General features: G+C 31.1%; 13 protein-coding genes. 12 read left to right on the top strand and 1 reads right to left on the bottom strand.

Annotated features, from left to right (window positions below; genetic code table 11):
- Positions 1–209: 209 nt before the first annotated feature.
- The 11 genes from FHG05_RS04715 (at position 210) to FHG05_RS04665 (ending at position 12,513) form a co-directional block, all read left to right on the top strand.
- A complete protein-coding gene (locus FHG05_RS04715; protein ID WP_140996856.1) occupies positions 210–2,399 on the top strand; it encodes a glutamine synthetase III family protein in 2,190 nt (729 codons plus the stop codon).
- A gap of 9 nt (positions 2,400–2,408) precedes the next feature.
- A complete protein-coding gene (locus FHG05_RS04710; protein ID WP_140996855.1) occupies positions 2,409–2,858 on the top strand; it encodes a GNAT family N-acetyltransferase in 450 nt (149 codons plus the stop codon).
- Positions 2,859–3,000: 142 nt separating this feature from the next.
- On the top strand, positions 3,001–3,795 hold the full coding sequence (locus FHG05_RS04705) for an OmpA family protein (RefSeq protein WP_232338055.1): 795 nt from the start codon (positions 3,001–3,003) through the stop codon (positions 3,793–3,795).
- A gap of 9 nt (positions 3,796–3,804) precedes the next feature.
- Entirely contained in the window at positions 3,805–4,254 is a 450-nt protein-coding gene (locus FHG05_RS04700; protein WP_140996854.1) for a hypothetical protein, read from the top strand.
- A gap of 78 nt (positions 4,255–4,332) precedes the next feature.
- The gene (locus tag FHG05_RS04695; RefSeq protein ID WP_140996853.1) at positions 4,333–5,511 is read left to right on the top strand and encodes an AIR synthase related protein; all 1,179 of its coding nucleotides are present in this window, start codon (positions 4,333–4,335) and stop codon (positions 5,509–5,511) included.
- Positions 5,512–5,614: 103 nt separating this feature from the next.
- Positions 5,615–7,147 carry a glutamine-hydrolyzing GMP synthase gene (gene guaA, locus FHG05_RS04690; protein WP_140996852.1) on the top strand — a complete coding sequence of 511 codons (1,533 nt, stop codon included), beginning with the start codon at positions 5,615–5,617 and terminating at the stop codon, positions 7,145–7,147.
- Between the two features lie 106 nt (positions 7,148–7,253).
- Entirely contained in the window at positions 7,254–8,954 is a 1,701-nt protein-coding gene (locus tag FHG05_RS04685; RefSeq protein ID WP_140996851.1) for a LysM peptidoglycan-binding domain-containing protein, read from the top strand.
- A gap of 67 nt (positions 8,955–9,021) precedes the next feature.
- Positions 9,022–11,013 (top strand): amino acid ABC transporter substrate-binding protein, encoded by a 1,992-nt coding sequence (locus FHG05_RS04680; protein WP_140996850.1) that lies wholly within the window; start codon positions 9,022–9,024, stop codon positions 11,011–11,013.
- Between the two features lie 2 nt (positions 11,014–11,015).
- The gene (locus FHG05_RS04675) at positions 11,016–11,420 is read left to right on the top strand and encodes an OsmC family protein (protein WP_140996849.1); all 405 of its coding nucleotides are present in this window, start codon (positions 11,016–11,018) and stop codon (positions 11,418–11,420) included.
- Positions 11,421–11,610: 190 nt separating this feature from the next.
- Positions 11,611–12,192, top strand: coding sequence for a hypothetical protein (locus FHG05_RS04670; protein WP_140996848.1), 582 nt, complete (start codon positions 11,611–11,613; stop codon positions 12,190–12,192).
- A gap of 93 nt (positions 12,193–12,285) precedes the next feature.
- Positions 12,286–12,513: a DUF3820 family protein gene (locus FHG05_RS04665; RefSeq protein ID WP_140996847.1), complete on the top strand. Its 228-nt coding sequence runs from the start codon at positions 12,286–12,288 to the stop codon at positions 12,511–12,513.
- Between the two features lie 38 nt (positions 12,514–12,551).
- Here FHG05_RS04665 and FHG05_RS04660 read toward each other — a convergent pair whose 3' ends face one another.
- On the bottom strand, positions 12,552–12,887 hold the full coding sequence (locus FHG05_RS04660; RefSeq protein WP_140996846.1) for a DUF4870 domain-containing protein: 336 nt from the start codon (positions 12,885–12,887) through the stop codon (positions 12,552–12,554).
- Between the two features lie 298 nt (positions 12,888–13,185).
- Here FHG05_RS04660 and FHG05_RS04655 point away from each other — a divergent pair, with 298 nt between their 5' ends.
- The gene (locus FHG05_RS04655; RefSeq protein WP_140996845.1) at positions 13,186–14,799 is read left to right on the top strand and encodes a CTP synthase; all 1,614 of its coding nucleotides are present in this window, start codon (positions 13,186–13,188) and stop codon (positions 14,797–14,799) included.
- Positions 14,800–14,809 lie beyond the last annotated feature (10 nt).

The raw sequence follows: 14,809 nt of genomic DNA, 5'->3' as shown, positions 1-14,809 counted from the left end.
GAAAAATTTAGAAATTATTAACACTTTATTGTTAAAATGTTAATAACCTATTACTTGTTTTATTTAATTGCATTTTTATGTAAAATGTTATAATTTTTTTTAAACTGTGATTTGTTTAAAAAAAATAGGGGTATGAATTATATAACTTATATATTTTTATATATTTGTACTCAAAATTAAGGGGTATAACTTAAAAAAATGTAAAATTTATGTCAACTTTTCGTTTCCAAGCTTTAAAAGAGACTGCAAATAGAAAGCTAATTGCTGTCGAAAAATTAGAAAAAAAATCCAAAATTTTTGGAAGTAATGTATTCAATGATAAAGCAATGCGTCAGTTTTTAACACCTGAAGCGTATAAAGCGGTTCAAAATGCAGTTCAAAACGGTGCAAAAATTGATCGTGTAATTGCGGATCAAATTGCAATGGGAATGAAAGAATGGGCTTTGTCAAAAGATGTAACCCATTACACACACTGGTTTCAGCCTTTAACAGGTAATACGGCAGAGAAACATGATGCTTTTTTTGAAACTTCTTTTGATGGTAGTGATCCAGTAGAAAAATTTGGAGGCAGTCAATTAGTACAACAAGAACCAGATGCTTCTTCTTTTCCAAATGGAGGAATTAGAAATACATTTGAAGCAAGAGGATATACCGCATGGGATCCAACGTCTCCAGCATTTATATATGGAACTACTTTATGTATTCCTACTATCTTTGTTTCTTATACTGGTGAAGCATTAGATAATAAAACACCATTGTTAAGAGCTTTACAAGCTATTGATAGTGCAGCAACTGATGTAGCCAAATATTTTGATAAAAATGTGAGAAAAGTAACTCCTACATTAGGATGGGAACAAGAATACTTTTTAATAGATAGATCGTTAGCTAATACTAGACCTGATTTATTAGCAACTGGTAGAACGTTATTAGGACATGCTTCTGCAAAAGGACAACAATTGGATGATCATTATTTTGGCTCTATTCCTTCACGTGTTTTAAATTACATGCGTGATTTAGAAAATGAGTGTATGTTATTAGGTATACCTGTTAAAACACGTCATAATGAAGTAGCACCAAGTCAGTTTGAATTAGCTCCAATATTTGAAGAAATTAATTTAGCGGTGGATCATAATTCTTTATTAATGGATGTAATGCAAAAAGTGGCAGAACGTCATGATTATAAAGTTTTATTTCACGAAAAACCGTTTAAAGGCGTAAATGGTTCTGGTAAACACAATAACTGGTCTTTGGCTACTGATACTGGAATAAATTTATTGTCTCCTGGGAAAACCCCAATGAGCAACTTACAGTTTTTAACTTTCTTCATTAATACTATTAAAGCGGTACATGATTATGAAGAATTATTAAGAGCGGCTATTGCCTCAGCAAGTAATGATCACCGTTTAGGTGCTAACGAAGCTCCACCAGCAATTATTTCGGTTTTCATTGGACAACAATTAACAAAAGTATTAGCAGAATTAGAAGGTGTTACCAAAGGGAAATTATCTCCAGAAGAAAAAACAGATTTAAAATTAAATGTAGTTGGTAAAATTCCAGATGTCTTATTAGACAATACCGATAGAAACAGAACTTCACCATTTGCATTTACAGGAAATAAATTTGAATTTAGAGCAGTTGGTTCTTCAGCGAATTGTGCTACATCAATGACTACTTTAAATGCAATTGTTGCTAAACAATTAAAAGACTTTAAAGAAGAAGTTGATGCATTAATTGCTAAAAAAGATTTAAAGAAAGACGAAGCAATATTTAATGTATTAAGAGAATATATCAAACAAACGAAAAGTATATTATTTGAAGGAGACGGTTACAGTGAAGCTTGGGAAAAAGAAGCTAAAAAACGTGGTTTAAGTAATTTTAAAACGACTCCTGAAGCTTTAAAAGCAAAAGTTTCTAAAAAAGCAATTGATTTATTTGAAGAATTGGCTATCATGAATCATGTGGAAGTGGAAGCTCGTTATGAAATTGAACTAGAAGAATATACTAAGAAAATTCAAATCGAAGGAAGAGTACTTGGTGATATTGCTAGAAATCATGTGGTACCAACAGCAATTCGTTACCAAAATACATTAATTGAAAATGTGAAAGGATTAAAAGAAATTTTTGGTAAAGATTTTGAAAAAATAGCGAAACAACAAATCTCTTTAATTAAAGAAATTTCAGAACATATTGAAGGAATTAATGCAAAAGTAGACGCAATGACTGAAGAGCGTAAAAAAGCAAATAACCTTTCTGATATCTCTAAAATGGCTGCTGCTTATTGTGATAAAGTAAAACCATATTTTGAAGAAATTCGTTATCATTCTGATAAATTAGAATTATTAGTAGATGATGAAATGTGGACTTTAGTGAAATATAGAGAGTTATTGTTTTTAAGATAATCTTTTACAATGATTCAAGTTCTAAGAACGAATTCTTCACACCAAGATTTTATTAATTTAGTAGCTGAATTGGACAAAGATTTGGCTATTCGTGATGGAGAAGATCATTCCTTTTATGCACAATTCAATACCATTGCTACCATTAAGTATGTTGTTGTTTTGTATGAGAATAATAAAGCTGTAGCTTGTGGAGCGATTAAACATTTTGATACGGCTACTTTTGAAGTAAAAAGAATGTATGTCCCTGAGGCATTTAGAAAGAGAGGCTTTGCTACAAAAGTGTTGCAAGAACTCGAATCGTGGAGTAAAGAGCTACAATATTACTATTTAGTTCTTGAAACTGGATTGCAACAACCCGAAGCCATTGCTTTATACAAAAAAAATGGTTTTGTAATAATACCTAATTACGGACAATATATTGGAATTGAAAATAGTGTCTGTTTTAAAAAGGAAATTTAATAGAATAGCCTATTCATTATTTGAATAGGCTTTTTTTATATACTTTATGCTTCTTTATTACGTTAAAATACAAGTGATACATTTTTTTATTATCTAAAAAAAGTGTTACTTCGTAAAAAAATCAGTTAAAGTGAAGCCTATTTTGTCAATAGTATTATTGCTTTTTATTAATGGATGTTTTGCCCAAGAGCAATTTACAGTCTATTTTGAAAGTAATAAATCGGATTTGACACCAAAGGAAAGATTGCGCTTGGAAGATTGGATGTATAAAAATTCAAAATCAAAAATTGTGGCTATAAACGGCTACACAGATGAAGTAGGTACAACAGCTTATAATGATTCTTTGGCACAAAAGCGGGTTGATTTTATATCTGAATTTGTTTTGGAAAAAGTCCCAATTCGTGATGATTTTAAGACCAGAAGTTATGGAGAAAAATTCAATCAATCTGAGAATAGAGCAGAAAACAGAAAAGCAACCATTTATTATATATTAGAGAAAGATTTACATCGAGAAAATGAAATTTTAGGAATTAAAGATATTGTTATTGATGAAAATTTACCTTTATTTGAAAAAATTAAATTAGCTAAAAAGGGTACAAAAATTAGGTTAAAAGACATAAATTTTTTTCAAAATACGTTTGCTATTACTCCTGAATCTAATAATGCATTAAATGATTTGCTGTATGTTATGCAAAATAATCCTACACTTCAAATTGAAATACAAGGTCACATTTGTTGTGTGAGTAGTGATCGAAGAAAATTATCTCTTGAAAGAGCAAAGCAAGTGAGACGTTTTTTAGTAGCGAAAGGAATTCCTATAACAAGAATGGCGGTTACAGGTTTTGGCATCAATCATCCTATTTACCCAATTCCAGAAGCCAACGAAGAACAAGCAGCTGCAAATAGAAGAGTAGAAATTGAAATTTTAAGTAAATAAACAATATAAATGAGAAATAAAGGTATTGCTATTATTAGTTTTTTAAGCCTTATTATGGGTGGTTGTTCTGATAAATGTATTGAAGGTAAACAGCCCATTCCAGCATCAATATTTGTTGAAATTATAGATGCGACTTCAGAGGAAAATGTTTTTACCAATGAAACCTTTTCAGCAAATGATATTACAGTTACAGATGTTATTGGTACCGAAATCCCTTTTGAATTTGTTGAAGAAGTAAATATCATTCATTTATTACCCAAAACAACTATCGATGCTCGAAATATAGATTTGAAGATAACTTTAAATAACCAAACTACAATGGTTGAGGAGGAAGTTAATTTAAAATATAATGTTGAATCTAAAGTAGAAGAGTGCTATACTTCTTTTGAATTTACCAATATTTTATTTCCAGAAAATAATTCGCAGTATGAAGAAGGGGTGTTTATCGTAAAAATTTAGTCCTTTTTTTGTGCCAAATTTTAGAATTTTCAGATAAAAAACTATCTTTGTGCCACAACACAACAAACTACTTTTTTAATGAGTTCTGATACGAGCCAACGCTACAATCTTAGAGGAGTTTCTGCTTCTAAGGAAGATGTGCATAATGCCATCAAAAACATCGATAAAGGATTGTTCCCTAAAGCTTTCTGCAAAATTATTCCGGATTATCTTACTAACGATGAAGACTATTGTATTATTATGCATGCTGATGGTGCTGGTACAAAATCGTCTTTAGCATATATGTATTGGAAAGAAACAGGTGATATTTCGGTATGGAAAGGCATTGCACAAGACGCTTTAATCATGAATATAGATGATTTATTGTGTGTAGGCGCAACGGATAATATATTATTGTCTTCTACTATTGGTAGAAATAAAAGCATTATTCCTGGTGAAGTCTTATCGGCTATCATCAATGGAACAGAAGAATTAATTCAGGATTTAAAAGAGCACGGAGTTGTAATCCACTCTACAGGCGGTGAAACTGCAGATGTAGGCGATTTAGTGCGTACGATTATTGTAGATTCAACAGTTACCGCTCGAATGAAACGTGAGGATGTAATTGATAATGCGAATATACAACCAGGTGATGTAATTGTGGGATTGGCTTCTTTTGGGCAAGCAAGCTACGAGAATGAATACAATGGAGGTATGGGAAGTAATGGTTTAACTTCGGCTCGTCATGATGTTTTTGCCAAATACTTAGCTAAAAAATATCCAGAAAGTTTTGATGCTGCTGTACCTAATGAATTGGTTTATTCGGGTAACACCCAATTGACTGATGCTGTTGCCAACAGTCCTCTAGATGCGGGAAAATTAGTTTTATCGCCTACCAGGACATATGCTCCAGTGATTAAGAAAATCTTATCAAAATACAAGTCAGATGCCATTCATGGAATGGTGCATTGTAGTGGTGGTGCACAAACGAAAATCCTTCATTTTGTGGATAACGTTCACGTGATTAAAGACAATTTGTTTCCTGTTCCTCCTTTATTTCAATTGATTCAACAACAATCTAAAACCGATTGGAAAGAAATGTATCAAGTTTTTAATTGTGGACATCGAATGGAAATTTATGTACCTGAAGCAATAGCTCAAGATATTATTGCCATTTCAAAATCATTTCGTATTGATGCTCAAATTGTAGGTAGAGTGGAAGCTTCAGAAACTAAAAAACTAACCATTACCAGCGAATACGGAACTTTTGAATATTAAAAGATTTGTCATGCTGAACTTGTTTCAGCATCTTTTTTAATTTTCGATTGTATTTAAATAAATAATAACACTACATCAAAACTTTTCAAATAAAAGTACAACAATGCAACACAACGTATTAATTTTAGATTTTGGTTCTCAATACACCCAATTAATCGCAAGAAGAGTAAGAGAATTAAATATTTTTTGTGAAATTTTTCCCTACAACAATCCTCCTAAAGATTTAGATAGTTATAAAGCTGTTATTCTTTCTGGAAGTCCGTTTTCAGTTCGTGCAGCTGATGCGCCTCATCCTGATTTATCCGAAATTAGAGGAAAAAAACCTTTGTTAGCGGTTTGTTATGGAGCACAATATTTAGCGCATTTTTCGGGTGGAGAAGTTGCGCCCTCCAATATTAGAGAATATGGTAGGGCGAATCTTTCGTATATAAAAGAAAACGAACTTTTTTTAGAAGGTGTTTCTACTGGAAGTCAGGTTTGGATGAGCCATTCCGATACAATTAAAGCGTTGCCAACAAATGCTATTCGCTTAGCTAGTACCAAAGATGTAGAAAATGCAGCTTATAAAATTGAAGGAGAAACTACCTATGCGATTCAATTTCATCCAGAAGTATATCATTCGACTGATGGAAAACAGATGCTAGAGAATTTCTTAGTAAAAATTGCAGAAGTGCCTCAAAACTTTACGCCAAATGCTTTCGTAGAAGAAATTGTCGCTGAAATGAAAGAGAAAATTGGAAATGACAAAGTGGTTTTAGGTCTTTCAGGAGGTGTAGATTCTACAGTAGCAGCAGTTTTACTTAATAAAGCCATTGGTGATAATTTATACTGTATTTTTGTGAATAATGGATTGTTGCGTAAAAATGAGTTCCAAAGTGTGTTAGATCAATATAAAGATATGGGTTTAAATGTGAAAGGAGTAGATGCTTCTCAACGTTTTTATGATGCTTTGGCAGGTTTAGATGATCCAGAAGCAAAACGTAAAGCGATTGGAAATGCCTTCATTGAAGTGTTTGATGATGAAGCCCATTTATTAACCGATGTAAAATATTTAGGTCAAGGAACAATTTATCCAGACGTAATCGAATCTGTTTCTGCAACAGGTGGACCATCAGCGACTATTAAATCGCATCACAACGTAGGTGGATTACCCGATTTTATGAAATTAAAAATCGTGGAGCCACTGCGAATGTTATTTAAAGATGAAGTAAGAAGAGTAGGTGCAACATTAGGAATTGATCCAGAATTATTAGGTCGTCATCCTTTCCCAGGACCAGGTTTAGCTATTCGTATTTTAGGTGATATTACTCCTGAAAAAGTAGCTATTCTTCAAGAAGTGGATGCTATTTTTATTAATGGACTAAAAGAACATGGTTTGTATGATAAAGTTTGGCAAGCGGGTGCTATTTTACTTCCTGTAAATAGTGTGGGCGTTATGGGAGACGAACGTACTTACGAAAAAGTGGTAGCTCTACGCGCAGTTGAATCTACCGATGGTATGACGGCAGATTGGGTACATTTACCGTATGAATTTTTAATGAAAACATCGAATGAAATTATTAATAAAGTAAAAGGTGTGAACAGAGTGGTGTATGACATTAGTTCGAAACCACCAGCAACAATTGAATGGGAATAAGTTTTGCATAATTTTTAGATAATTTTAACAAAAAAGCTTTGAAAAGTCGTTACAATAAATAACTTTGTAACGACTCTTTTTAATTTTAAAAACAAACAAACTATCAATGAAATATCTTTTAATTGTATTTGCGTGTACTCATTTACTTTTTGCTCAACAAAAAACTAAAACGTATACAGTGCAACCTAAAGAGACACTGTATTCTATATCGAAAAAATTCAATATTAGTGTAGACGAATTAAAAAAAGCCAATGCTTCTTTACAAAATAATTCACTTTCAATAGGACAAGAAATTACCATTCCTATTCAAACAAACGAAGTTAAAAAAGAATCTTATAAAAAAAGTTCAAGTCATACCGTAGAACCTCAAGAAACGCTATTTGGTATAGCAAAAAAGTATAATGTTTCAGTAGAAGACTTAGAAACGTTAAACCAAGAAATTTTAAAAGAAGGTTTGAAAACCGGACAAGTTATTGCCATTCCTTCTCGTAAGAAAACAGTGGATGGAAAGTCGAGAATTATAACTGAAGAAACGGTTTTCCATAAAATTAAAGCGGGTGAAACAAAATATTCAGTTTCTAAATTGTATAATATTAGTATCAAACAATTGGAGTTACAAAACCCTGAAATTATCAATCGTTTTGCGGAAGGAACAGTTCTAGCAGTGAATAAAAATGGAATTGCACCTACAGATATTTCAGACGAATTAATGATTGCTATAGCTGAAAAAGAGGCTGCAATCGAAAAAAATAAAGCTCAAAATGCTAAAATTGAAGATTTAGAAGATCGTTTGATTGTGCAACAGCAAATGAATGAAAAAATTATTAAAATGAATTCGTTGCAAGTGGATTTAAAAGAAATAGATAATTCGAAAGGTTCTTCAGTAGATAAATTGAAACTTATTTTAGCGTCTAATAAAAATATTCAAGAGGTATTAACCTCTAAACTAGATTCATTAGTAGGTTCGATGTATGAGGATTTGGAAAAATTAAAAAATTCAAATTTAGACGTTGAAGAATATAGAAAATTACAAAAGGAAACACAAGCCAATCGAATTGAAACCAGTAAGTTAATTATTCAATTGAAAAAAGATTTGAATGAATCTAGAAAGAATTATGTTTCTTTAATGAATAAAGTCCAGCGTGTGAATGTAGCTCAAGATCAAGAGTTAAAAAAACGCAGCAAAACTATGGCTGAATTAGAAGCACAAAAAAAAGCCGAACAGGAGCAAATTGAAAAGATCAAAGCGTTACATGCAGATAGTGATAGAACAAATGAATCTCTTTTCTTTAAAATGGCAACCATTGAAAAAGAAAAAGAATATATCATCACTAAGCGTATTGAAAAAGCTACTTTTTATAGTGCTGCAGCAAGAGAATATGACGATCGTTTAGCGCTTCAAAAATTAAAACGCTATCAGGATAAAATTCGTAAAGAAAAAAATATTGTTGAAAAAGAAGAAGAGCCAGAGTCTTTAGAAGCAATCAGAGCAAAAATAAAGGAGAGTCATTTTACCAATGAAAAACTACCAGCCATAGAGAAAATGACCAATTTAAAACAGGTTGAAGACGGATTTTATTTAGTAGCCAAAGTGACTCAGAATCAGGAAGAAAGAGATGCTTTTGCTCGAAAATTATCTGATGAGGGCGCTTTAAAAACCAGTTTTTTCTATGATATCAGTACGTTTACCTATTGTGTCTATATAGAAAAATTTAAATGGTTTGAAGAAGCTTTGTTTGCTGTAAAAACGAAAGAAAGTTTACCTTTGTATGAAAATGTAAAAATTGTCGAAGTAAAATTGGAATAAAATTTGACAATACCATATAATAAATCACAAATCTATTTGTTATTCTATAACAATTTAAAACCTAATTATGAGAATTTTTAAGCTTTTAATTCTTTTTTTTGTCTTTATTTCTTGCGCAGCCAAAGCCAAACAAGATAATTTTGTAAGACATAATGTCGCTAAAGGCGAAACGATATATCAAATTGCAATAAAATATCAAGTAACACCTTATGATATTTATAGATTAAATCCAGATGCCAAAAAAGGAATAGAAGAAGGAACGATTCTACTTATTCCCAAAGCTTCTAGTGTAGCAATTACAAAAAAAGAAACCAAAAATATTATTCATGAGGTAAAAGCAAAAGAAACTTTATACAGTATTGCTAGAGAATATGAGGTTTCGGTTCCTCAACTACAAGAGTGGAATGTTGAACTTTTAAAAGACGGTTTAAAAAAAGGACAAGAAATTATTGTAGGTAAAGAGGAAGTTGCTGTAACTGAAAATTATTTAGAAGTAGAAAATACTAAAAATACTGTGGAAACTTTTTCTCATAAAGTATTACCACAAGAAACGTTATATGGAATTTCTAAAAAATACAATATAGCAATTGAGGACATTATTGCTCAAAATCCTGATGCTAAAGATGGTTTAAAAGAAGGTTCTATTTTAACTTTAAAAAGAAAGACGGAAAAAACAGTAACAACTGTGGGTTCAACAAATTCAAATGCTAATTTGTACACCGTAAAACCAAGACAGACACTTTTCAGTTTAACGAGAGAATTGAACATTTCTAGAGAAGAGCTTTTTGCCTTAAATCCTGAATTAAAAGATGGCTTAAAAGAAGGAATGGTTTTAAAGTTACCTACAACAACTTCAACTTCAACTTCAACTGTTGTTACGAATACTACTTCTCCAGAATCTTCTATAAAAGTGATTCCATTAGACGATTTTCCAAAAAAAGATACCCTTAATTTTATTGTAAAACCGGTTGGTAATTTATTAGCATCGGCAAACAAAAAGAAAAAGAAAAATTTAGTATTGTTATTACCCTTTAATTTAGGTAAAGTAGATACCAATACAGCTCTTACCAAGCAAGCTTTAAAAGAAAATCCTTTATTAAATTTATCATTGGAATTTTATTCTGGTGCAATGATGGCTATAGATTCAGCGCGTGTTTTAGGATTACCAGTACAAGTTAAAATTTTAGATGTGGAAAGTTCAAGAACCTCTTCTAATATTGCAAAATTAATTTCGGATAATGATTTTTCAAATGTAGATGCTGTCATTGGTCCTTTTCAAAATTCGCATGCAGAAAAAACAGCAGAATTCTTATTAAAAGATAGTATTCCTGTAATTTCTCCGTTATCAAAAGAGGTGGGTCTAAAATTGCCTAACCTTTATAATGCAGTACCATCAGAAGACTATATGGTTAAAAAATTATTTGATCATTTTAAAGCAAATAAAGGTAATATTGTTGCAGTGGTGAGTAACAAAAAAGGATCAACTAAAGAATATTTGGAATCGCGTTATCAAGACATTAAATTTCCAGGCTATACAGCTAAAGGAAGTGTAGATACGGATCAGTTGAAAATATTTTTGCAAAAGAATAAAAAAAATTATGTAATTATTGAGTCGGAAACTACAGCTCAAATTTTAAATGTTACCAATTTTCTTAAAAAATTAAAACCAGAATACGATATTCAAATGGTGGTTTTAAAATTGTATGACACTTTAGATTTTGAAGAAATTCCAATGACAAATTTAACCGAATTAAATATGTTATTCCCTTCTATTAGAAAAGAAATAGAAACGGATTCTGATAAAATCTTTGCTAACAAATATAAAAAGGAAAACGGAACATTGCCAAGTAGCGCTGCAGCTAGAGGTTTCGATGTTACTTTCGACACCATTTTAAGAATTTGTCAAAATGAAGGCTATGCCAAATCAAATCAAACATTCAAAACAGAATATTTTGAGAATACGTTTGATTATGTCAACGACAACGGAAATATTATTAATAAAGGAGTCTATTTAATGTATTACGATACAGATTATTCCATTAAAAGAGTGATAGAATAAATATGCCTACATCAAAAATAACTTATGTTGGTGAATTAAGAACTACTTGTATTCACTTACAATCGGGAACTGAAATTTTAACCGATGCACCAACAGACAATCATGGAAAAGGAGAAGCATTTTCTCCAACCGATTTAGTAGCAACCGCATTAGGAAGTTGTATGGTGTCAATTATGGCCATCAAAACCAAGGATTTGGATATCGATTTAAAAGATTCTACACTTTCGGTTACTAAAATTATGCAAGCAGAACCTAGAAAGATTGCTAAAATAATTGTAGAATTGAATTTATCAATTGCAACTACAGAAAAAAATAAATCGATTTTAGAAAGAGCTGCCATGACCTGTCCCGTTTTATTGAGTTTGCATCCCGATATTGAAAAAGAAGTCACTTTTAATTGGAAATAACTTTTTATTTAAATATGACAAATAACTCAATCATTAGAAGTTTTATACTGATACTTTTAATGATTTTTTTTCCTGTAAAAATGAAAGGCAAATAGAGGTCGAGCATGAAATTGAAATTACAAATGTAGCTTTAATTCATGAACGAGAAACTTCAGAAATAGATTCCGCTCTGCCTAGTTTTGATTCCATAGTGATTGATAATAAAAAATTTTATTTTGAAAGATTAGATACTCATTTTTGGAAAGATAAGAGTATTCAAGATTGTAATTTTATTCTCTTTGACTCAAATCATGATACGCTTTACAAACATGATGGATTAACTAGTGGATATGAAATCAAAGATTTTAATGAAGATGGTTTTGAGGATATTCAATTGAATTATTTGTTTAATGATCCTGGAGTAGATGATTTACTTTTGTATGATACTAACAATACAAACTTTAAACCAGTTAAAAACTTCGATAATTTTCCAAGTGCTATAAAAATTAAAGGTTCAGATTACTATTATTCCTACCATCGCTCGGGTTGTGCAGATGCGAATTGGGACAGTGATTTATTTTACATCCAAAATTTTGAATGTTTCAAGATTGGAAATATTTCTGGGAGAGGTTGTATTGGAGAAGAAAGAAATGGAATTATAATTTCGAAAATAAAAGATGATAAAAAAAATGAATTGGAATATATCAAACGTGAAGCAGAATATTATGAGGATAAATGGGAATTTATAGAAAACTATTGGAAAAAGAATTACAAAAAATTTATTCCAAATTAATTTAAGTTTTTACCTTTCTAACTTCTAACTTCTAACTTCTAACTTCTAACTTCTAACTTCTAACTTCTAACTTCTAACTTCTAACTTCTAACTTTGACACCAAACGATCAACTCATAAAATTGGCTCATACCAAAATGCCTTTCGGTAAATATAAAGATTGGTATTTAATCGATTTGCCAGAATATTATATGGTATGGTATGCCAATAAAGGGTTTCCAAAAGGACAATTAGGTACACAATTGCAATTGGTTTACGAACTCAAATTAAATGGTTTAGAAGAAATGATTCGAAATATTAGAAGAAATTTTCCAAAAAAATAAAAGCTCCAACAATTGGAGCTTTTTTTATATAATTTTTTCTATTTTATAAAGTCAAATTTATCGACAAAAAATGAGCCAATAATAGGTAATGGTTTTTCTTCTGCGTTGGCAGCATTTATTATTCCAATAATCCATAGAATAAAAATTAGTATTCCTGTAATAGTAAAAATAATACCTAAGGAATATGAAATTAAAGTGGTTAGTATAGCTTCAACAACGAAATTTAAAACCCCTAAAACTCCAATTCCAAGAGATTGTTTTAAATGATATCTCTCCAAAGAAGATTTATCTGGCTTTCCTTGATAAATCAGATACGCGATTAGCCATCCTATAATTGTAATATAACTTACAATCGATAATGTTTTTTTGTCCATCTTTATAGTTTTAATTGTTAGTGTACCAAATATATTAAAAAAAGTTATTTTTTTTAACAGTATCTATAATTTAATATTTATTTTTTAAGAAAAAAATATAAACATATTCAGGTTGTTCCTTTTTGTCAATAATAACAACTGTTTACAAATTCTTATGCATTAATTTATTGTGATTAAATGTCCTAAGTTATGTTGTTAGTAAAAAATAAATTTTAGAGATATGAAATTGCCTAATTCATAAATTTAATCGTATTTTTGCCAAGTTTTTTAAACAACTACAACTACAAACCACAACACAATGAATCAAACGAAGTATATTTTTGTTACTGGAGGTGTTACTTCTTCCTTAGGAAAAGGAATTATAGCAGCTTCTCTAGCTAAATTGCTGCAAGCAAGAGGGTATCGAACGACCATTCAAAAGTTTGACCCTTACATTAATGTCGATCCAGGAACACTTAATCCTTATGAACATGGAGAATGTTATGTAACCGATGATGGAGCGGAAACGGATTTAGATTTAGGTCACTATGAGCGTTTTTTAAATGTTCCTACCTCACAAGCGAATAATGTTACTACTGGTAGAGTATATTTATCAGTAATTGAAAAAGAAAGAAGAGGAGAATTTTTAGGAAAAACGGTACAAGTTGTTCCACATATTACAAATGAAATTAAATCGAGAATGCAATTACTGGGTCAAAGTGGTAATTTTGACATTGTAATTACTGAAATAGGAGGTACGGTTGGTGATATTGAATCATTGCCTTATATCGAATCGGTGCGTCAATTGTTATGGGAATTAGGTGATGAAAATGGAATTGTTATTCATTTAACCTTAGTACCTTACTTAGCAGCTGCAGGCGAATTAAAAACAAAACCTACACAGCATTCCGTAAAAACCTTAATGGAAAGTGGTATTAAAGCTGATATTTTGGTTTGTAGAACCGAACATGAATTGTCTGATGATCTACGTCAAAAATTGGCTTTATTTTGTAATGTGAAAAAAGAAGCAGTCATTCAATCTATTGATGCTTCAACTATTTATGACGTTCCTAATTTAATGTTAGAAGAAGGATTGGATACCGTAACCCTTAAGAAATTGGGCTTACCAGAAAAAAATAGTCCCGATTTAAAACAGTGGAATGAGTTTTTACAAAAGCATAAAAATCCGAAACACGAAGTAAATATTGGTTTAGTAGGAAAATATGTAGAATTACAAGATTCTTACAAATCAATATTAGAAGCTTTTATACATGCAGGTGCTGCCAATGAGACTAAAGTGAACATTATTTCGATTCATTCGGAACATTTAGATGTCAAAACGGCAGAAAAACACTTAAAAGGATTAGATGGCATACTAGTTGCTCCTGGTTTTGGAAATAGAGGTATCGAAGGAAAAATTGATACCGTTCGTTTTGCAAGAGAGAATAACATTCCTTTTTTGGGAATTTGTTTAGGAATGCAAATGGCAGTAATTGAATTTGCACGAAACATATTAGGTTATGCTGATGCCAATTCTACCGAAATGAACGATAGTACCTTGCATCCTGTAATCAATTTGATGGAGGAACAAAAAAATATTAAAAACATGGGTGGAACCATGCGTTTAGGAGCATGGAAATGTCATTTAAAAGAAAATACGTTGGCCAATCAAATATACGGAGCAACCGATATTATGGAACGTCACCGTCACCGATATGAATTTAATGGAAAATACCTACAAGACCTTGAAAATGCTGGTTTAACAGCTTCAGGAATTAATCCAGATACAGGTTTAGTAGAAGTGGTGGAAATTAAAAACCATCCGTTTTTCATTGGAGTACAATATCATCCAGAGTATAAAAGTACGGTAGCAAATCCGCATCCTCTTTTTGTGAGTTTTGTGAAAGCGGCTGTGGAATATAAAAATAAATAGAATTTGAAGC

The sequence above is a fragment of the Flavobacterium profundi genome (assembly GCF_006491645.1).
GTDB lineage: Bacteria > Bacteroidota > Bacteroidia > Flavobacteriales > Flavobacteriaceae > Flavobacterium > Flavobacterium profundi.
Note: the sequence above shows the minus strand (reverse complement) of the source record. Positions and strands in the feature narration are given on the sequence as shown.